The organism is Flavobacterium dankookense, from assembly GCF_004362665.1.
Classification (GTDB): domain Bacteria; phylum Bacteroidota; class Bacteroidia; order Flavobacteriales; family Flavobacteriaceae; genus Flavobacterium; species Flavobacterium dankookense.
The window spans coordinates 315647-335465 of sequence record NZ_SNXR01000011.1; the positions used below are offsets into that span (position 1 = coordinate 315647).

The 19819-nt window shown below is 31.0% G+C and carries 26 protein-coding genes and 3 tRNA genes; 8 read left to right on the forward strand and 21 right to left on the reverse strand.

All coding sequences use genetic code 11. The features are described from left to right. Window positions 1–3 precede the first annotated feature (3 nt). From BC748_RS02620 to BC748_RS02645, 6 genes are all read right to left on the reverse strand, one after another. Window positions 4–843 (reverse strand): phytoene/squalene synthase family protein, encoded by an 840-nt coding sequence (locus BC748_RS02620; protein WP_133531907.1) that lies wholly within the window; start codon window positions 841–843, stop codon window positions 4–6. Between the two features lie 12 nt (window positions 844–855). Further along, complete coding sequence (locus tag BC748_RS02625) at window positions 856–2316, reverse strand: phytoene desaturase family protein (RefSeq protein ID WP_133531908.1); 1461 nt, start codon at window positions 2314–2316, stop codon at window positions 856–858. Between the two features lie 19 nt (window positions 2317–2335). Next, a complete protein-coding gene (locus BC748_RS02630; RefSeq protein WP_133531909.1) occupies window positions 2336–3232 on the reverse strand; it encodes a MerR family transcriptional regulator in 897 nt (298 codons plus the stop codon). Window positions 3233–3335: 103 nt separating this feature from the next. Then, window positions 3336–3417 (reverse strand) — tRNA-Leu (locus tag BC748_RS02635). A 41-nt stretch (window positions 3418–3458) separates the two neighbouring features. After that, a tRNA-Lys gene (locus BC748_RS02640) sits at window positions 3459–3531 on the reverse strand. Between the two features lie 25 nt (window positions 3532–3556). After that, window positions 3557–3629 (reverse strand) — tRNA-Lys (locus tag BC748_RS02645). A gap of 124 nt (window positions 3630–3753) precedes the next feature. On the opposite strand from BC748_RS02645, the gene BC748_RS02650 reads away from it, so the two are divergent. Beyond that, window positions 3754–4275 (forward strand): shikimate kinase, encoded by a 522-nt coding sequence (locus tag BC748_RS02650; protein ID WP_246013989.1) that lies wholly within the window; start codon window positions 3754–3756, stop codon window positions 4273–4275. On the opposite strand, the gene BC748_RS02655 is transcribed toward BC748_RS02650, so the two are convergent. Next, complete coding sequence (locus BC748_RS02655; RefSeq protein ID WP_133531910.1) at window positions 4267–4764, reverse strand: phosphoribosyltransferase family protein; 498 nt, start codon at window positions 4762–4764, stop codon at window positions 4267–4269. The genes BC748_RS02650 and BC748_RS02655 overlap by 9 nt on opposite strands. 21 nt (window positions 4765–4785) lie before the next feature. After that, window positions 4786–5157: an RNA-binding S4 domain-containing protein gene (locus BC748_RS02660; protein WP_133531911.1), complete on the reverse strand. Its 372-nt coding sequence runs from the start codon at window positions 5155–5157 to the stop codon at window positions 4786–4788. A gap of 79 nt (window positions 5158–5236) precedes the next feature. Here BC748_RS02660 and bamM point away from each other — a divergent pair, with 79 nt between their 5' ends. The 5 genes from bamM to BC748_RS02685 all read left to right on the forward strand — a co-directional run bounded on the left by bamM (window position 5237) and on the right by BC748_RS02685 (window position 8586). Beyond that, window positions 5237–6274: a BamM family beta-barrel-assembly machinery protein gene (gene bamM, locus BC748_RS02665; RefSeq protein ID WP_133531912.1), complete on the forward strand. Its 1038-nt coding sequence runs from the start codon at window positions 5237–5239 to the stop codon at window positions 6272–6274. A gap of 120 nt (window positions 6275–6394) precedes the next feature. Continuing rightward, complete coding sequence (locus tag BC748_RS02670; RefSeq protein ID WP_133531913.1) at window positions 6395–7165, forward strand: 3'-5' exonuclease; 771 nt, start codon at window positions 6395–6397, stop codon at window positions 7163–7165. 21 nt (window positions 7166–7186) lie between these two features. Then, a complete protein-coding gene (locus BC748_RS02675) occupies window positions 7187–7798 on the forward strand; it encodes a fumarylacetoacetate hydrolase family protein (protein ID WP_133531914.1) in 612 nt (203 codons plus the stop codon). Beyond that, entirely contained in the window at window positions 7798–8142 is a 345-nt protein-coding gene (locus tag BC748_RS02680; protein ID WP_133531915.1) for an Hpt domain-containing protein, read from the forward strand. The genes BC748_RS02675 and BC748_RS02680 overlap by 1 nt, the downstream gene beginning before the upstream one ends. A gap of 18 nt (window positions 8143–8160) precedes the next feature. Continuing rightward, window positions 8161–8586 carry a hypothetical protein gene (locus BC748_RS02685; RefSeq protein WP_133531916.1) on the forward strand — a complete coding sequence of 142 codons (426 nt, stop codon included), beginning with the start codon at window positions 8161–8163 and terminating at the stop codon, window positions 8584–8586. Here the strand turns inward: BC748_RS02685 and BC748_RS02690 are convergent. From BC748_RS02690 to BC748_RS02725, 8 genes are all read right to left on the reverse strand, one after another. Next, window positions 8579–8854: an ATP-dependent Clp protease adaptor ClpS gene (locus tag BC748_RS02690; RefSeq protein WP_133531917.1), complete on the reverse strand. Its 276-nt coding sequence runs from the start codon at window positions 8852–8854 to the stop codon at window positions 8579–8581. The two genes, BC748_RS02685 and BC748_RS02690, sit on opposite strands and share 8 nt — an antisense overlap. A 33-nt stretch (window positions 8855–8887) precedes the next feature. Further along, window positions 8888–9721 (reverse strand): 50S ribosomal protein L11 methyltransferase, encoded by an 834-nt coding sequence (gene prmA, locus BC748_RS02695; RefSeq protein WP_133531918.1) that lies wholly within the window; start codon window positions 9719–9721, stop codon window positions 8888–8890. A gap of 58 nt (window positions 9722–9779) precedes the next feature. After that, on the reverse strand, window positions 9780–10247 hold the full coding sequence (locus tag BC748_RS02700) for a hypothetical protein (RefSeq protein ID WP_133531919.1): 468 nt from the start codon (window positions 10245–10247) through the stop codon (window positions 9780–9782). 150 nt (window positions 10248–10397) lie between these two features. Next, window positions 10398–11150, reverse strand: a complete 753-nt coding sequence (tpiA, locus tag BC748_RS02705) for a triose-phosphate isomerase (protein WP_133531920.1) — start codon at window positions 11148–11150, stop codon at window positions 10398–10400. Then, the gene (locus BC748_RS02710; RefSeq protein WP_133531921.1) at window positions 11150–11647 is read right to left on the reverse strand and encodes a TlpA family protein disulfide reductase; all 498 of its coding nucleotides are present in this window, start codon (window positions 11645–11647) and stop codon (window positions 11150–11152) included. Before BC748_RS02710 ends, tpiA begins: the two co-directional genes overlap by 1 nt. After that, on the reverse strand, window positions 11644–11955 hold the full coding sequence (locus BC748_RS02715; RefSeq protein ID WP_133531922.1) for a hypothetical protein: 312 nt from the start codon (window positions 11953–11955) through the stop codon (window positions 11644–11646). The genes BC748_RS02710 and BC748_RS02715 overlap by 4 nt, the downstream gene beginning before the upstream one ends. A 12-nt stretch (window positions 11956–11967) precedes the next feature. After that, window positions 11968–13038 (reverse strand): MauE/DoxX family redox-associated membrane protein, encoded by a 1071-nt coding sequence (locus BC748_RS02720; RefSeq protein WP_133531923.1) that lies wholly within the window; start codon window positions 13036–13038, stop codon window positions 11968–11970. A gap of 10 nt (window positions 13039–13048) precedes the next feature. Continuing rightward, entirely contained in the window at window positions 13049–13597 is a 549-nt protein-coding gene (locus tag BC748_RS02725; protein ID WP_133531924.1) for a DUF1599 domain-containing protein, read from the reverse strand. Window positions 13598–13720: 123 nt separating this feature from the next. On the opposite strand from BC748_RS02725, the gene folP reads away from it, so the two are divergent. Both folP and BC748_RS02735 read left to right on the forward strand, forming a co-directional pair. Continuing rightward, on the forward strand, window positions 13721–14545 hold the full coding sequence (folP, locus tag BC748_RS02730; protein WP_133531925.1) for a dihydropteroate synthase: 825 nt from the start codon (window positions 13721–13723) through the stop codon (window positions 14543–14545). Window positions 14546–14547: 2 nt separating this feature from the next. After that, window positions 14548–15183, forward strand: a complete 636-nt coding sequence (locus BC748_RS02735; RefSeq protein WP_133531926.1) for a hypothetical protein — start codon at window positions 14548–14550, stop codon at window positions 15181–15183. Window positions 15184–15222: 39 nt separating this feature from the next. Here the strand turns inward: BC748_RS02735 and rlmH are convergent, their stop codons facing one another. From rlmH to BC748_RS02760, 5 genes are all read right to left on the reverse strand, one after another. Beyond that, a complete protein-coding gene (gene rlmH, locus BC748_RS02740; RefSeq protein ID WP_133531927.1) occupies window positions 15223–15696 on the reverse strand; it encodes a 23S rRNA (pseudouridine(1915)-N(3))-methyltransferase RlmH in 474 nt (157 codons plus the stop codon). A 122-nt stretch (window positions 15697–15818) separates the two neighbouring features. Beyond that, window positions 15819–16556, reverse strand: a complete 738-nt coding sequence (locus BC748_RS02745) for a shikimate dehydrogenase family protein (RefSeq protein WP_133531928.1) — start codon at window positions 16554–16556, stop codon at window positions 15819–15821. Continuing rightward, complete coding sequence (locus BC748_RS02750; protein WP_133531929.1) at window positions 16553–16957, reverse strand: energy transducer TonB; 405 nt, start codon at window positions 16955–16957, stop codon at window positions 16553–16555. Before BC748_RS02750 ends, BC748_RS02745 begins: the two co-directional genes overlap by 4 nt. Before the next feature lie 2 nt (window positions 16958–16959). Continuing rightward, the gene (locus BC748_RS02755; protein WP_133531930.1) at window positions 16960–18354 is read right to left on the reverse strand and encodes a tetratricopeptide repeat protein; all 1395 of its coding nucleotides are present in this window, start codon (window positions 18352–18354) and stop codon (window positions 16960–16962) included. 266 nt (window positions 18355–18620) lie between these two features. Then, the gene (locus BC748_RS02760) at window positions 18621–19811 is read right to left on the reverse strand and encodes an aspartate aminotransferase family protein (RefSeq protein WP_133531931.1); all 1191 of its coding nucleotides are present in this window, start codon (window positions 19809–19811) and stop codon (window positions 18621–18623) included. Between the last annotated feature and the right edge of the window lie 8 nt (window positions 19812–19819).

Here is a 19819-nt window from a genome sequence, read left to right on the forward strand (position 1 = left end):
ATATTAAATTAAGTTTAATCGATAATTGACATAACATTTGGCTAGTAAGCCAACTTTTTGATAATCAGAAACACGAATTCGAGTATTTTTTATTTCCATCGATGGTGTTTTCTTCAATTTTGAAAGTAGTTTTTTGTAATATACATAAGCAGTATATACTCCAAATTTAGCTTCAATAGGTAATTTCAAAATACCTTCAAAACCAGCATGAAAATCTGCTTCAATCTCTTTGATGATTTCATTTTTAGATTGTTCGTCTAGTTTTGATAAATCAGTATTTGGAAAATAAGTACGGTTTAAATCCTCAAAATCAGCCTTCAAATCACGAAGAAAATTTACTTTTTGGAATGCTGAACCCAATCGCATAGCTGAGTGTTCTAATTCTTTGAATTTTTTTTCATCTCCATTAACAAAAACTTTTAAACACATCAACCCAACAACATCGGCGGAACCATAAATGTATTCATTATACTCTTCTGTAGTTTTGTAAACTGTTTTATGAAGATCAAGTTTCATACTTTTCATAAAAGCATCAATCATTTCTCTTGGAATGGAATAATTGTGTACCGTATGTTGAAATGAATTTAGAATAGGATTTAAACTTATTTTGTTGTTCAAAGCATTTTCTAAATCTTTTTCAAAAAGCCCAAAAAGTTCTTCTTTGTTATAGTCATGAAATGTGTCTACAATTTCATCCGCAAATCGAACAAAACCATAAATATTGTAAATGTCTTGTCTTATTTTTGGTCCAAGCATTTTTACTGCTGCCGAAAAAGAAGTACTGTAAGATTTAGTTACGTTTTTACTGCAATCAAAGGATACAGTGTCAAAAATGGATTTCATAGCAAATGAATTTTAACTGTTTTTTTCTATGAGTTCCGATACGAGTTTCCCTGAAATTAATGCAGGCGGAACTCCTGGACCTGGAACTGTTAATTGACCAGTAAAATAGAGGTTTTTCACTTTTTTACTTTTCAATTTTGGTCTCAAAAAAGCGGTTTGCAGCAGCGTGTTTGCCAAGCCATAAGCATTCCCTTTATACGAATTGTAGTCTTTAATGAAATCATTTACACAAAACGATTCCCTAAAGATAATAGAATTTTTAACTTCTTGCTGTGTTAAATTTTCAAATCGTGTAATTATTTTTTCGAAATATACATTTCTAAGTTCTTCTGTATCTTCTAAACCAGGAGCAAGAGGAATTAAAAATATACCTGCTTCTTTTCCTTCTGGTGCTGAATTTTCATCAGTTTTTGATGGAAAACTTGCATAAAAAAGTGGTTCTTTCGGCCATTTTGGATTATCATATATGTCAGAAGCATGAACATCAAAATCTACATCAAAAAATAATGAATGGTGTTCAACGTTTTGAATTTTCTTGTCAAATCCAACATAAAATAGGAGTGAAGAAGGAGCAAAGGTTTTATTATTCCAATATTTTTCAGAGTAAGCACGGTGTTTTTCATCTAACAAACTCTCGCTATGATGATAATCAGCTCCACTGAGAATAACGTCTGATATAATTTTTTCACCATTTATAATTAAGGCTTTTGCTGTTCCGTTTTCAACTTCTATTTTTTCAATATTTGAGTTCGTATAGATTTTTACACCAAGTTCTATCGCTAATTTTTCCATAGCTAGAATGACGCTGTACATACCATTTTTTGGATGCCATGTTCCAAGACCAAAATCTGCAAAATTCATGAAACTATAAAATGAAGGAGTATCAGATGGTTTTGCTCCAAGGAATAAAACAGGAAATTCAAGAATTTGGATTAGTTTTTTGTTTTTGAATTTTCTTCGGATATCGCTTGAAATATTACCAAAAAATTGATTGACTTTTTTTGCAGTTTCAATTGTTATCAATTCTAAGGGTGAAACTCCAGGCCTGTAAACCAAGTCTTTTATAGCAATATCATAATTACTTTGTGCCTCTTTTATAAAATTCTCTAATTGTTTGCCACTTCCAGTTTCAATTTGCTCAAATGTTTTTACTATCTCAGGTAAATTATCAGCAATTGTGACAAAATCTTTAACACCAAAATAAACTTGATATGCTGGTGATAATTTTATCAGTTCATAATAATCAGATGGTTTTTTATTAAAATCTGCAAAGAAACGTTCGAAAACATCTGGCATCCAATACCAAGTTGGTCCGATATCAAAAGTAAATCCTTCTTTTTTTAGTTGTCTTGCTCTTCCACCAATTGTAGCGTTTTTTTCGTATACGGTTACTTCGTTACCAGCTTTGGCTGAATAACATGCAGCTGCTAAGGATGAAAAACCTGAACCTATTATTGTTATTTTTTTGGACATTTGAAGTTGAATGTTGGGATTATAAATCGTAAGTTAAATCAATAATAGAATTGTAGATATTCAACTTATCAGTGAGTAGTTTTTTATCTATGTTTTCAGTCATTCTGCCAATAAACCAAAAATTTGAATTGTTATCTTCGAATTCGGTTTTTATTTGTTTGACGTAATTATTTACTTCATCTTTTGTAGGCTCAACAGTCATGTAGCAAACAAAAGTAATATTATCAAAATATTTTGTAACATCTTTTATAGAATCTATAGGAACACTTTCTCCTAAATATATAGTTTTATAACCACTTAGCAAAATTTCATAATTTAAATACATTAAACCCAACTCATGTATTTCATTACTTGGCAGGTATAAAATGAACACTTTATCCTCATTAGTAGGAGGTTGTGTTTGTAATTTTTCTGTATTAATTAATAGTTTTTGTTTTATGAGATAACTAATAAAATGCTCGTGAGCTGGGGATATTGTATCTGTTTGCCAAAGTGTACCAATTTCTTGGATTAGTGGTATAAATACCTCAAAGAAAACTTCTCGAAAAGATTTTTCAGATAAAAGTTTGTCATAAGTATTAAAAAATAATACTTGATCAAAATTCATCATTGCCATTTTAAATGAGCTTATCGCATGACTTTTTGCACTTTTAATAGTTACTATTTCATTGACAAGTTCAGGGATTCTATCTTTAGGGAATTTTGATATTTTCGATATTTTATAGCCATGATTATGAAGTAGTGTAATATTTAAGAGTTTCTGCAGATTAGCTAAATCATACATCCTAATATTGGTTTCTGTTCTCATTGGTTCCAAAACACTATACCTTTTTTCCCATATACGAATTGTATGAGCTTTTATTCCAGAAAGGTTTTCAAGATCTTTTATGCTGAAAATATTTTTTACGTTGTTCATCTTTTTTATATAAAAGTTAAACAAAAATAATAAAAAATAATGATTTAAAGCAATTTATTAAAAATAAAAAAAGGTAAGCCAAAAATGAACTTACCTTTTATTGTGACCACGATCAGATTCGAACTGACACGTCTTGCGACACTACCCCCTCAAGATAGCGAGTCTACCAATTTCTCCACGTGGCCATAAATGAAAAAAGTCAAACAATAACTTGTTCGACTTTTTGTGACCCGACTGGGGCTCGAACCCAGGACCCCATCATTAAAAGTGATGTGCTCTACCGACTGAGCTATCGAGTCATTACATAAAAAAAGAGAAAAAATGTGACCCGACTGGGGCTCGAACCCAGGACCCCATCATTAAAAGTGATGTGCTCTACCGACTGAGCTATCGAGTCTATTTTCTTTTTTGAATGCGGGTGCAAATATAAGGTGTTATTCTTTATATTTCAAAGCAATTTTAGTATAAATTTACCTTTTTTTATGTGTTTGACTTAATCTGTTAATTTATAAGGTTTTAAAATGGTTAGAAAAATTATTTTAGTTGGTTATATGGGAGCAGGTAAGTCGTTGATTGCTCAAAAATTATCAAATCATCTGAAAATTGATTGTTACGATTTGGATGATTTAATTGAAAATAGACTTAAACTTAAGGTATCTGAAATTTTTAAAATGAAAGGAGAAATTTCATTTAGGAAAGCTGAGCATGAAATTTTCAGAGAATATATTGAAAATCATGAAACTTTTGTTATGTCAACTGGTGGTGGAACTCCTTGTTATTTTAATAATCATATTTATCTAAATGAAATAAATGTAGTTTCAATTTATTTAAAGGCATCTATTGAAACAATATATCATCGCATAATAAATGAAAAAAATAAACGCCCTTTGGTTTCATCAATTTCTAACGATGAATTAAAAGAGTTTATTGGAAAGCATCTTTTTGAAAGAAATTATTTTTACAATCAAGCCAAATATAAAATTGATGTTGACGGTAAAACGGTTGAAGAAGTTGCTTCTGAAATATTTTCAATTTTAGACTAAATATGCGTAACTGTTATTATTTTCAAAAACAACTTGAACATGTTCTTTTGAAGATGTTGACAAAGAAATTCCTTTAAAATCTGCCTTTACTGGATATTTTTTATGATTTCTATCAACTAATACAACTGTTTTAAATTTTTTGATTGGCACTTCTAAAAAGTGTTTTACTCCATATATTAATGTTGTTCCAGAGTTTAAAACATCATCAATTAAAACAAGATTTTTATCTGTATAAATTTCTTTTGGTATTGATGTTGTTACAGGGTTTAAAGGGTTTTGTTTATCAATAAAAACTTCACAGATGGTAATTTTTGTAGCCATTATTTTTGATATTTTTTTTAAAATATTCTCGGCTAGAATAAAACCATTTTTTGATATACCTGCAATGATAAGCTCTTCATCATCACCAAATGTTTCATAGATCTGATAAGCTATTCTTTGAGTTTTATGTTCAATTTCTTCGTGGGTAAGAATAATATTCTGGCTCATTGGTTTGTTATTGTTATGTTTTTATTCAATATTAAATTCTAAGTTGTCTAAATCTCTTCTGTCTTTTTTTGTAGGTCTTCCTTCACCATGTTTCCTATAGTGTTCTTTTGAAAGTTTTAATAGTTCTAAATGTTCAAAAGCTTCTGCTGGAGTTTCATCTTTTCTGTAAATATCTACTAATTTTGCACCAACACGATTGTCAGGAATGTCTAAAACTACAATAACATAAGTAATTTGATCTTTTCTAAAGGTAATTTTATCACTTGGAAAAACTTCTCGAGAAGCCTTAGCAACTTGATTATTTACGGTTATTTGGTTCTTTTTACAGGCTTCAGTAACCATATTTCTCGTTTTATAATACCTCATACACCATAAATATTTATCCACTCTCATCTTTTTTCTAAAATCAACGTTAATTTGTTTACAAAAATAAATCAATATTGTATCTTGCGCATCCAAAATACAAATAAAAATGAACAAATTTTTCAAAACTTTTTTTCTATTAATTACTCTGGTATTAGTTGTTTCGTGCGATAAAAATGACGATACAACTTCTTTACCTTTACGTGATTATGCAACCCAATATGAAACCGATTTAGCTAAAATAGAAGAATTTTTAAAAACACATTACATAGAAGTAGTTTCTAATCCAGGAGCTACAGAGGATATGGATGTTACTTATACAAAAATACCAACCGGTGGAACACAAACTTCTATTTGGAATCAAACTACTTATCCACTATTGACTAGAAATGTTACGGTAAAACAGAACGGTGCTGATATCACTTATAAAATTTATTATTTAAAATTAAGAGAAGGAAGTGGACCAAATAGTAAATTCCCATGTAATGTGGATAGAGTTTTGACTTCATATAACGGCAAATATATCTCAACTGAAACAGTTGAAGAAAATGGAAACGAAGTTGAAAAATTAAAAATAACACAATTTGAAGAATCAGTAAATCCTCAAACATTTTTTAATTTAACAAGTGTAATAAGAGGTTGGAGCGAAATTTTCCCTCAGTTTAGTACTGGTAGTTATAGCGGAAATACCGATGGAACTACTTCGTTCTTTGATTTTGGTGCTGGAGTAATGTTTATACCTTCAGGATTGGCATATTATGGTACTTCTACTGTAAGTATTCCTGCCTATTCACCACTTATTTTTAGTTTTAAATTATATGAAATTGAAAGAACTGACCAAGACGGTGATGGAATTCCCTCTTATCAAGAGGATTTAAATAATGACAGATATATGTACTTACTTGAAGATGGTGTTACAAATACTGACAACACTAATGAAATAGCAGTGCAAATTCCGGGTTCAAATCCACCAGCATATTATAGAAAAGATAACATACCTGATTTTTTAGATGGAGATGACGATGGCGATTATTTCACTACCGCAAGCGAAATTAAAAATCCATTGACCGGAGAAGCATTTCCTTATGCAGATATTCCAACTTGTACAGATGGAAAGAAAAAACATCTCTCAAATATCTGTCACTAAATAGTTTGCATTTAAACTATAACCTGTTCTTTTTTGAGCAGGTTTTTTTATTGCAATAATTTTCTAATATCGATAAACGGTAATCACAATATTTTATATTTGTGAACTTAAATTTAAATAATGGAATTAAAACTAAACCGACCTATTTGTTTCTTTGATTTGGAAACCACTGGGATTGATGTTGCCAAAGATAGAATTGTTGAAATAGCTATTCTTAAAGTATTTCCAAATGGTAATAAAGAAAGCAAAACTTGGTTAGTAAATCCAACTATTCCAATCCCGCCACAATCAACAGCTGTTCATGGAATTACTAATGAAAAAGTAGCCAACGAACCAACATTTACTCAACTTTCGTCTCAGATTTATTCCATGATTAAAGATAGTGATTTAGCAGGATTTAATTCTGATAGGTTTGATATTCCGCTTTTAGCAGAAGAGTTACTACGTGCTGATGTTGATTTTGATATGAAAAATAGAGTTTCTGTTGATGTTCAAACTATTTTTCATAAAAAAGAAGAACGAACACTAAGTGCAGCATATAAATTTTATTGTAATCAAACACTAGAAAATGCCCATTCTGCAGAAGCTGATACAAATGCTACCTTTGAAATTTTGAAAGCACAATTGGAGCGATATGACGATTTAGATAATGACATGAAATCACTTTCAGAATTTACAACCCGAAAAAAATCAGTTGATTTTGCTGGTTTTATTGCGCTTAATGATAAAGGTCAAGAAATCTTCACTTTCGGAAAGCATAAAGGCGCTTTAGTTGATGACGTTTTAGAGAAAGAACCAGGTTATTTTGGATGGATACAAAATGCGGAGTTTCCGTTATATACTAAAAAAGTACTTACAGCAATTAAATTGAGAAAACTCAATACAAAGTAGCATTATTTTAAAAATTCAAGAATGAAAATAATTTGCATCGGACGAAATTATGCCAATCACATTGAGGAGTTAAAAAACGAACGTCCTGATGAACCTGTCATTTTCATGAAACCTGATACAGCTATTCTCCCAAAGAAAACACCATTTTATATCCCAGAGTTTAGTAATGATGTTCATCACGAAGTGGAAATTTTAGTCAAAATAAATAAAGTGGGAAAATATATTGACAAAAAGTTTGCCCACAAGTATTATGATGAAATTGGATTAGGAATAGATTTTACAGCTAGAGATTTGCAAAATAAACTCAAAGAAAAAGGTTTGCCTTGGGAAAAATCAAAAGCTTTTGACGGTTCAGCGATTATTGGTGACTTTATACCGAAAAATATTTTTAGTTCCATTGAAAGTATTACATTTGAATTGCATAACAACGGAAAAGTAGTCCAAAAGGGCAATACCAACCAAATGTTGTGGAAAATAGACGAAATAATTGCTCATGTTTCGAACTATTTTACATTAAAAAAGGGAGACATTATTTTTACAGGAACTCCAGAAGGTGTTGCTGCCGTAAAACAGAATGATGTTTTAGAAGGTTTTATAGAAAACAAAAAAGTATTAAGATTACACATTAAATAATGGCAATAAACTACAACTTATCAAAAGTATATGCACTTTCAGACAATGACCCTGAATTTGTTATGCAAATTATTACACTATTTGTAACAGAAGTTCCACAAGACATGACGCAAATAGACTTAGGTATAAAAACGAAAGACCACAAGTTAGCATATAGTTATGCTCACAAAATAAAACCAACACTAGATTTGCTTGGTATGACTGTTGCTTTTGAAGAAATTCTTCAAGTTGAAGCTTGGACAAAACGTGAAGGTAAAAGAAAGGAAATTGTAGAAACTTTCAAAAGCATCGAAAGCCAAGTTGAAAAAGCGGTTAAGGAAATTAAGAAAGACTACGACTTGTAGTTTATAATTTTTTTTTAATTGAAAATAATTCCTAAAATAGGTATCGATAAACTTCTTTTTGGTATGAAACAAAAAGATGTTGAAGCAATTTATGGTTCACCAGATAAATTTTTTTCTGATGAAGATGATAATATAATTTGGTTATACTATGCTCATAAATTACGATTGACTTTTTATCAAGATGAAGATTTTAGATTAGGATATTTGATTACCTCAAATCCTGAGTTACTTATTCTTGATAAAAAGATAATTGGTAAAAAAGTTGAGGAAGTAAAATCCGAATTGCCTTTTAAATCTTGGGAACAAGATGATTTTGATAGTGTAGAAAATCACTTCAATGAAAGCAATTGGTTAATTCTACAATCGGAATTTGGAGAAATTATTCGTCTTGAAATTGGTGCGATTATCAAAGACAATGATGAATTTGACTGGAAATTTAAATAATTTCAGCACTCAATCCAGCTTCTAAAAGCTGTGTGCATTGTGGTTTTAATTCATCAAACGAACCCGTTTTTACGGTACATTTTCCTTTATAATGAACCAATATAGCACATTGTTCCGCTTGTTCGGATGTATGATTGCATACTCGAATTAATGTTTCAATTACATGATCAAACGTGTTAACATCATCATTGTACAACACAATTTCGTTATTAACTCCAACTTGTTCTTCAACTAAAACTTCTTCTTGAATTTTTTCTACAGTGCTCATTTTCATTTATTCTTACCTTTAATTTTCAGTTGACTAATTTATATATTTTAATGAAACCCAATTGTTTCGTTCAAATTTTTTAACAAAAGTTAATCCTTTTTCTTTACAAGATGCATCAATAAATGGAATGTCTTCTGTGTAAAAACCACTTAATAAAAGTATTCCATCTTTATTCAAACAATTTACATATTGTTGCATATCGTTTAATAAAATATTTCTGTTGATATTGGCAATTAGTAAATCATATTTTTTTCCATTTAGTAATGCTGCATCACCTTCAAAAACTGATATTTGATTACAATTATTACGTTCACAGTTTTCAATCGAATTTAAATAACACCAATTATCAATATCAATGGCATCAATTGGTTTTGCTCCTTTCATTTCAGCTAAAATAGCTAAAATAGCAGTACCACAACCCATATCTAAAGTTTTCATGTTCATTACATCAGTTTCCAATAGATGTTGTATCATCATGTGTGTCGTTTCATGATGACCAGTACCAAAGCTCATTTTTGGTTCGATAACAATATCAAATTCTGCATTTGTTTTTGGATGAAATGGCGCGCGAACATGACATTTTCCATCTACATCAATAGGTTCAAAGTTTTTTTCCCATTCTTCATTCCAATTAACTTGGTCAATTTCTTCGACGCTATACGATATTGTAAATTCTGGTGAGGTTAACAAATAGATGTCGTCAAGGATGTTTGTATTCCAAAGATCTTTCTGAATGTAAGCAATAAAACCATTATCAGTTTCGATGAAACTTTCAAATGGTTTTTCTCCTAGTTCAGCAATTAGTATTTCTGAACCTAATTCTTTTGGTTCAACAGTGAAGTTGTATCCTAAATATATATTTGACATTTATTTTTTTTGCAAAGGTAGTAATCGATACTACTTTTTCTAAATAAAAATAAATTTTTTAGTCAATCTTTGTGATTGTTCTCAAACTTGAATCAGGAATATCGTTTGGATATACATTAAAAATCATTAGTCTTTTGTATCTATCATTATCTGCATCATACAAATAAGTAACCGTATTATCCTGTGGATTGTAAGTTAGTTTTGCTTTCATGCTTTTGGAACGAATTATCCAAGTTCCCTCGTTTTCACTCGTTTGAGCAAAATTTGTTATCGAACCATGATGTAAACGAGTCAATCCGTTGTCTAACATACTGATCGCGATATAGCCATTTGTTTTTGAACCAATTTCTCGAATATCAATTACGGAATGTTCATATTCGGTCTCCATCAATTCATACTTTTTGAACTCGTTATTCCACACGTAATACTTTCTGGTATCAGATTGTAAACGTTTTTGATTATCAACTTGAGCAAAAATTTTCACGCAAGAAAAAAATAGCAATAGTAAAACTAATTTTGTTTTCATTATTTGTGATTTTGACATTCAGTTGTAAATGTAATTTAAATTACCGTTAAAATGCTAAAAAAATCGACGAAAAACACATTTATCTTCAATTACGTAAAAATAAACTTTAAAAATAAGTTTTATATTTTCTATTTGTAGCTATTTATTCAACTAAATAGAAGTTGCAATTTTACAAAAATCATCGGCTTTTAATGCTGCACCACCAATTAATCCTCCATCAACATCTGGTTTTGAAAAGATTTCTTTTGCATTTTCTGGTTTTACGCTTCCACCATAAAGAATTGAAACTCCTTCCGCAATGTTACTTCCGTATCTTTTTCTAACTGTTTCTCTAATAAATTCGTGCATTTCTTGTGCTTGTTCTGGTGAAGCAGTTTCTCCAGTTCCAATTGCCCAAACTGGTTCATAAGCAAGTATTATTTTTTTCCAATCTTCATTTTCAATGTGAAATAAGCCATCACATAGTTGGTTTTCAACTACATTGAAATGTTGTCCATCTTTTCGGTCTTTCAATTCTTCACCAAAACAAAAAATAGAAGTCATATCATGTTTTAAAGCTGTTGTTACTTTTTCTGCTAAAATGGCATCACTTTCATTGAAATAAGCTCTGCGCTCTGAATGACCAATAATTACCGTGGTTACACCAATACTTGTCAACATATCAGCCGAAATTTCACCAGTGTAAGCACCATTTTCGTTTTGATGCATGTTTTGTGCTGCTACATTTATTGTTGTAAATTCTAAATGGTCAACTGCCGATGCTAAATTTACGAATGTTGGTGCTACAATAATTTGTGCATCAATATCATTTGGAATTTTATCGATTAATTCATTTAGTAAATCTTCTGTTTCCTCTGCGTTTTTGTGCATTTTCCAGTTTCCAGCTACAATTTTTTGTCTCATTATTTTAGGTTTTTTAATGTCGTTTGTATTGTTTCAAAATCAGTTTCAATTGCTCTATAAAGAACTACATTTTGGTCTTTATCGACAACGATATAGCGCGGAATCCAATCTAAATCTATTGATTTACCAAACGCTCCTTTCATTCCATCGGTTGCCCAATATTGGTCTCCTTTCAATTCATGTTTTTGAATACCTGATTGCCATTTTTCAAAATCTTTATCCATTGAAATAAACACAAAATCAACTTCAGGATTATTGGACTGTAATTCTTTTAATTTAGGCATTGCTTTAACACAATCGCTACACCATGAAGCCCAAACTTCAATTACAGTAACTTTTCCATTGTGTTTTTTTAAAATTTCACTAAAAGTTATATTCGATTTGTCTTCTTTTATCAAATTTTTTGACAACGCTTCTTTAGAAAACTGCTTGTTTTGAGCATTTGAACAAGATAATGTCATAATTGCTGTGATAATTACTATTGCTAATTGTTTCATGATTTGTTTTCAGATTTTGTTTGTGTATCCTTTAGAAATACAATTTTATGTTTTTTTCTCAGGTATTCTTGCTTTCTTTTTTTTCTTTCAACATCGCGAAGATGTTTAATTATGACTATTATACCCAACAAACCACAGCACAATAATGTACTTCCAAGAAAAATATAGAAAGTATTTCCAAGTGGTGGATCTTCCAACATTGAAATGTGGTTCAGTGTAATGTATCCAATTATTAAAACCACAATACATACTATCAAAGCGATATATGAATTGTCGGAGTTTTTTCTTCTTTTAAATAACTTTATCATTATTTATGATGTTTATTTTAATTCAGTATGCTTTTTTTCAATTAGTTTTTGGAAATCAATAATATCAAATTTATTGGCATTGATGCCGTCATAAAATTTGTATTCATTTCCGTTCCAAAGGTATTTTATTCCTGGTGTATCTCTTCCTGTGCCAAGTAATTTCCAAAAAGGAATTACTTCAATAATCTTATATGGATATTCAGCACCAGCTGCTTTGAAAAAATCGGGTATTAAATCCGCTTCTTCATTCATAAAGATAATTGAAATTTCCGGGAAATTTTTGGTTTTTTTTCTTAAATCGGTTAACTCTTTTGCGGCATCGCGACAGTGATCACAGCCTGGAACAAATAATGCAAGTGTTTTTCTACCATTATCAATTGTTGAAAAATATTGCGCATAACCTGATTTTTTCTTTGTTGGCTCATCAACTACTTTTTCAACTGTTTTTTCAGTAACCTTTGATGTAGTATCAATGTTAGTTTCAATTTTTGGTTCTGACGTAAAGGTTGTGTCTATTGATGGTAAAACAGAATTTACTTCTATTTCAACTGGTTTTGCTTCAATTGGTTGAATTGGCGCAACCATGAATAATGCTAAAATAGAAGCCAAAGTAACTGAATTTAAAACCCAAAAATTATGTCCTCTTTCGCTTGATTTTGGGAGAATTATAAACAACCAAATAAGTAAAGCCATTGCAACAACGTTTTTGATAATTGCTTCAATTGGTGTCATTGGCAACAAACTTCCAAAACAACCACAATTGCCTGAATTTCCTCCGTTAACAAACGTCTCGATTGTTAAATGTGTAGTGAAAACAGCTAGTAATAAAATGGTTGCAGGAATAACAATTTTTCTTAAAAAGTTTTTCTGAAGTAATAAAAAACCGAGCGCGAATTCAATTCCAATAAGAATTCGGGAAAAATAAGGTGCGAAACCTTCTGAAAATCCCATTGGATACAATTGTTTTACTTCAAATGTTGAAATAGCAAAATAAGGTGATGGATATAATTTTGCTACAGCTGAAAGCAAGAATAAAAACGAAATAATTATTCGAATTCCCCAAGCGATATTATTTTTTGACATAATTTTTAGTTTAATTTTTTTGTCCAAATCCCATTAAAATTAATGCAAATACAGAGTAATTTAGCATATCTTGATAATTGGCATCAATTCCTTCTGAAACGATAGTTTTTCCTTTGTTATCTTCAATTTGTTTCACTCGAAGCAGTTTTTGTAAAATCAAATCGGTTAATGAACTAACACGCATTTCGCGCCAAGCTTCGCCATAATCATGATTTTTGGCTTCCATTAAAGCTTTGGTTAAGGCTACTTTTTCGTCGTAAAGTTGTGTAGCTTTTTCAATATCTAAATCAGGTTGTTCTACAACGCCGAGTTCCAATTGAATTAATGCCATGATGGAATAATTGATAATTCCGATGAATTCTCCGGTTTCGTCTTCGTCAACTTTTCGAACTTCGTTTTGCTGTAAACTTCTGATGCGTTGGGCTTTGATAAATATTTGGTCGGTTAATGATGGCAATCTCAATATGCGCCAAGCACTTCCATAATCTTTCATTTTATTGATGTAAAGTTGTCGGCAAATAGCGATAACTTTGTCATATTCTTGAGAAGTAGTACTCATTTCGATGTATCTTTGTGTCAAATTTTTTGCTTTATTGGTTCAACCAAAAAGGTCTAGCGTCAAAAGTAAAGAATAAAGATTGAAGTTCAAAGTACTAAATCTTATAACTATCTTAAAATAGAAATGACTATCAATTGTAAAGGAAATTTAATCGATTTGACTTTGCCCAAAATAATGGGAATTTTGAATATTACGCCAAATTCGTTTTTTGATGGCGGAAAATATGCTGATGATAATTCTGTCTTACAGCAAGTTGAAAAAATGTTGGTTGATGGTGCAACGTTTATCGATGTTGGTGCGTATTCGAGTAAACCAAATGCTGAATTTGTTTCTGAAAATGAAGAAGTTAGTCGTTTACTTCCTGTAATTGATTTGGTTTTAAAACATTTCCCCGAAACTTTAATTTCTGTAGATACTTTTCGTGCTATTGTTGCAAAAAAAGCAATTGAAAACGGAGCTTGTATTATTAATGATATTTCTGCTGGAAGTTTGGATGAAAACATGATGCAAACCGTTGCAAAACTTCAAGTTCCTTACATTATGATGCATATGAAAGGCAATCCTCAAACGATGCAAAGTTTGGCTCAATATGAAAATATCGTCAAAGAAATGTTGTTTTATTTTTCAGAAAAAGTGGCGCAGGCGAGAAGTTTAGGGATAAATGATTTAATCATCGATCCTGGATTTGGATTTGCTAAAACATTGGAACAAAATTTTGAAGCAATGAACAAATTAGATTTATTTCAAATGCTTGAATTGCCTTTGCTGGTTGGTATTTCAAGAAAATCGATGATATACAAAACACTTGAAACTTCGGCTGAATTTGCCTTGAACGGAACGACTGTTTTGAATACCATTGCGTTGCAAAAAGGAGCAAAAATTCTCAGAGTTCACGATGTAAAAGAAGCTTTGGAATGTGTAAAACTTTACAACAGTCTAATTGGGTAAGTATGAAAAAAATAGTAGTTGCTTTATTGCTGATTTCATCATTTTCTTGTGGTAAAAAAGAAATCCAATTGCCTCAATTGGGCGAAACTGTTGTTGCTGATGTCAAAGATCATTCGCCTATTTATATGTTTTTTGAAACCAATGGAAATGACACTTTGATTGATGTGAACCGCAGTAATTCGATTAGTTCGACCAATTGGTTGTTTAATATCGACAAGCGATTGCCGTTGAAATTAGTTATCCCTGAAATTCAGAAACTCCAAGCCAAAAAAGCGAAAAGTTCACATAAAAAAGAAGGTTCTGAAAACTATTTTACTTATATGGATAAAGAGAAGAAGACATTGGCTTTTTTACCACTAATTGATGTTGAATATGTTTTTGATAAAGCAATATTGGGATTAAATACACTTTACTTTAAAACTGATGAGAAGATTTTTTTTAACAATCAACAATTATCAGAACAAGAGTTAGAGCAATATCTTAATAATTTGAAAGTTGAAAGAGAAAGTGAAATTTTTATTGGTTATGATAAAAATTTGAGTTTTGAAAACTATTTAAAATATAGGTTGAAGACTAAAAAAATAGTGATAACTAAATTGAGCTTGACTATTAATTATACCAAAGAGTTTATTTATTAGTTTCAACTGCCAACTAAAAACTGTTAACTGAACACTAAATCACTGATGATGATACGGTTCATTTCTTAAAATTGTAAATCCGCGATACAATTGTTCAATAAAAAATAAACGCACCATTTGATGTGAAAAAGTCATTTCAGAAAGCGAAACTTTTCCTTGTGCTTTTTTGTAAACTTCATCGCTAAAGCCATATGGTCCGCCGATTACAAAAACCAAAGTTTTTACACCAGAATTCATCTTCTTTTGTAAAAAATCGGAAAACTTCATACTCGAATAAGTACTTCCATTTTCGTCTAACAAAATCAATTGATCAGTAGGAGTGAGCTTTGATAAAATTAATTCGCCTTCTTTTTCTTTTTGTTGGCTTTCCGATAGATTTTTTACATTTTTAATATCTGGAATGATTTCTAAATCAAATTTGATGTAAAAAGATAAACGTTTAGTATAATCGTCAATCAAAGTTTGCAACGATTTATTATCGGTTTTTCCAATGGCGATTAGTTTGATGTTCATTTTTTTGTTTTAACCATTTAAGGCATTTAAGGTCATATAAGATTTTAGAAAGACATAGATAATTTTGAATATAAAAAAACTTAAATGACCTTACACTTCTTATATGGTTTGAATTTGTTTTATTATTTATTCCAAATTTTCCACGCTTTTTCTGCTTGAAAAACCAACATTTCATAACCGTTTTTAGTTATTGCGCCTTTCTTTTTGGCTTTTTTCAAGTATTGCGTTTCTTCGGGATTGTAAATCAAATCAAAAGCGATGTGTTTTTCGGTGAAAAATTGATATGGTAAAAGTGGAAAATCTTTAATATTCGGACTTGTTCCTAATGGCGTACAATTGATAATTATATGATAATTGTCAAATGTTGTATCGTTAATTCGGTTGTAATCAATCATTCCTTCTTTTTCTTCGCGAGAAACAAAGGTGTAGAGAATTCGGAGTTCGTTCAAAGCAAAGGCAACGGCTTTAGCTGCACCGCCAGTTCCAAGAATTAATGCTTTTTTATGATGCGGTTGCAATAAAGGTTGTAATGATTTTTTAAATCCATAATAATCTGAATTGTAACCTTTTAATTTTCTTTTTTTAGTAAAACGAATAACATTTACGGCACCAATTTGCGATGCTTTTTTTGATAATTTACTTAAATAAGGAATGATTTCTTCCTTGTATGGAATGGTTACGTTCAGACCTTTTAAATTGGGATTTTCAGTGATGAGTTTTGGAAACTCTTCAATGGATTGTACATCGAAATTTTCATAAACATAACCTTCCAAATTTCCTAAAGCAAATTTTTCAGTGAAATATTTTTTAGAAAAAGAATAGGAAATATTTTTGCCGATTAAACCGTAGTTCTTTCTCATTCCAAGTTTCTTAAATGAATGCTAATAATGTATGAAGATCTGACCGCTTTATTTTTAATTCTTCCAGGTTTCCATCCCTTGATGCTTTTTAAAACTCTAATTGCTTCTTCACCGGAACCTAACCCACAGTCACGAATTGACTTTAAATTACTGATTTTTCCATTTTTTTCAATTGTAAAAGAAATTGCGATAGAACATCTTGTTATATCATTTTTTTCTAATGCAGTAGGGTTTTTGTAATTGCGATAAATTTTAGCATATAGCAAATCTTTTCCGTCTATGTAGTGTGCAGTTTCGTCTAATTCGTTCTGATTGTATATTTTTTCTTCTTTGGTAACTTCTTTTTTGTTTTGACCAAATGTTACAGAAAATAACAAAATGAAAAAGATTAATTTCTTCATTATTATTTTTTATATTTTGCAATATACTCTTGAACCGATTTCAAATCCCAAATCATTGGAAACATTTCTTGTAAAATAGATTGATGTTTTACATTCAATCGAAGTCCGTTGCTAAGGTGAAAATTTCCTTTTTCGTCTTCGTGTAAGGATAAGTGTAAACCAGCCAAACGGTATTCAATTTCTGCTTCTTCTGGAAAATACTCAGCTGCTTGAATTAAAGTTAAAATGGCATTGTTGTATTCGCCCATTTGGTGCATCATATCAACCCAAAATAACCAAGTATCCAATTGATAATCTCCAAATTCTACCGCTTTTCGGTATCCGAATTCTGCTTCTTCAAAATTGTCCATTGCTTTATTGATGGTTCCAAAACGTTTCCAATACAAACGATTTTGGTCATCTATTGCCAAAGCTTTGTTTACATAATATAATGCTTTTAGGAAGTTTTTTTGACGCACATAAAAATCGGTAATGGCAATCCAACCTTTGTCTAAAAGCGGATCTTCATGAACAGTTTTGTTGAAATATTTTAAAGCTTCAACTTTATTTCCTAGCTTTTCGTAACATTTTCCGATGCGAAGTAAAGCATACGAAGTTGGATCGTCTAATTCGATGGTTCTTTGATAACTTTCAATTGCTTCGTTATATTTTTTTAAACGCTCTTGTGCTTTTCCCATTTCCATGTAAGCACCAATAAACTCATCATCGATGTAGGTTGAAAATTCAAAAGCACGCACTGCATTTTCGTAATCTTTTAAACCATAATACAATCGTCCCGACTGATGCCAAGCGATTTCGCTGTAGGGATTTCGTTCGATATACGTTTTGAGATATTCTATTGCTTCAAGGTTTTGGTCTAAAAATTCATAGCAATAAACCACATTGTACAAAGCCGATTGGTCTTCAATATCTTCTTCTAAACATTTAATAAAACTTTGTTTTGCTTGTTCTAGATTATCCATAAAAAGATATTCCATACCAATTAAATTATAGACGTCTGCAAAATCTTCGGTATATTTCAAAGCGATATTTAGGTATTCAACAGCTTTTTCGTGTTGATCTCTTTTGGAATAAATATTAGCTTTTTGGATAAAAATTTCTTCATTAGTTGGTTCGATTGCATAGAGTTCGTTTAACAACTTTTCTGCTTGATCCAATTTGTCATCATAAACCAACATTTCTACTTGAACTAATTTTAATCCAGTAGATTTTGGGTGTTGGTCTAATCCTAATTTTAACGCTTTTTTGGCTAAATTAGCTTTACCTATGTCGAGATAATGCAGAATGATTTCCTCGAATTCCTCTGAGTCGAAAAAGAATACTTTGTTGGTTTTCAACATGGATTCAAACTTCGATAGGGATAAGTTGTAGTCTTCTTCGTCGTGATCCAAATGCATAATAGTAGGTTTAAAATTATCCTTAATAAAAGTAGAGAAATGCTTCCTTTTTTTAATTGATTAACTTTATTGTTGTAAACAATTTAATTAACAATTTTTTGTTTTTAGTTCAGAGCTTTAAATTGTTTACAAATGTTAACTGACTTTTACTTTTGAACTAATCTTTACTGATTGTTTAGCCCAGATTGAAACGGCATCCTTTTTATCTCGTTTTCAAAACGAGATGAAAAGATATAGTGTAAAGCTGGAAATTGCTCCAAAAAAAATTAGCGGTTTTCATCCATTACTTCATTCATTGCTTCAATAATAATGCCACAACCTTCTCTAATTTCATCTTCGGAAATGGTTAAAGGTGGCGAAATTCGGATGGCTTTGGTTTCAAAGAGTAACCAAAACAGTATCAAACCTTTGTCTTGGCATTTGAAAATCAATTTATTAGTTATCTCGGCATCGCTTGTCATGGCTGCAAGCATCAAGCCTTTTCCTCTTATTTCTTTTATTAATGGATGAACTAGTAGTTCTCTAAAAAGCTTTTCTTTTTTTAAAGATTGCGCCGCATAATCCTTGTCTAAAATTTCTTTTAATGTAGCCAAACTTGCTGCCGCAATGACAGGATGTCCGCCAAAAGTGGTAATGTGTCCGAGTTTTGGATCGTGACTAAGTAAATCCATGTAATTGGAGTTGGCAATAAATCCACCAACAGGCATTCCACCAGCCATTCCTTTACCAATAATGACAACATCGGGAACGACATTGTAGTTTTCGTAACCAAATAGTTTTCCTGTTCGTCCAAATCCTGGTTGAATTTCATCGATAATCATTAGTGCTCCAACTTCCTCGCAACGCTTTTTAACTTTTGCCAAGAAATCATTTTTAGGCTCGATAAAACCTGCACCACCTTGAATACTTTCGAGAATAATTCCTGCCGTTTTGGTTGTTATTTTTTGAATATCATCTTCATTATTAAAGGTGATGAAATCCACATCAGGAATTAATGGGCGAAAAATTTGTTTACGTTCTTCAAAACCCATTACACTCATCGAACCCATAGTATTTCCGTGATAAGCATTGTGACAAGAAATCAATTGGCTTCTTCCTGTAACGCGACGAACGAGTTTTAGCGCACCTTCACAAGCTTCAGTTCCAGAGTTTACTAGGTAGACTTTGTTTAAACTTGGGTGTAAATTTTCAACCAATAATTTGCAGTATTCCACAGCTGGATGTTGGGCATATTCGCCATAAACCATCACGTGTGAATATTTGTTCAATTGATCAATAATTGCGGCATTGACACGAGGATGTTGATGACCAAGTGAACAAGCGGAAACTCCGGCTACAAAGTCAAGGTATTTTTTATCATTTGTATCATAAATATAGGAACCTTTTGCATAGGAAACTTCCATTGCTAAAGGATAAGGCGATGTTTGGGCTTGGTATTTTAGAAAATCTTCTTTCATGTTTTTAA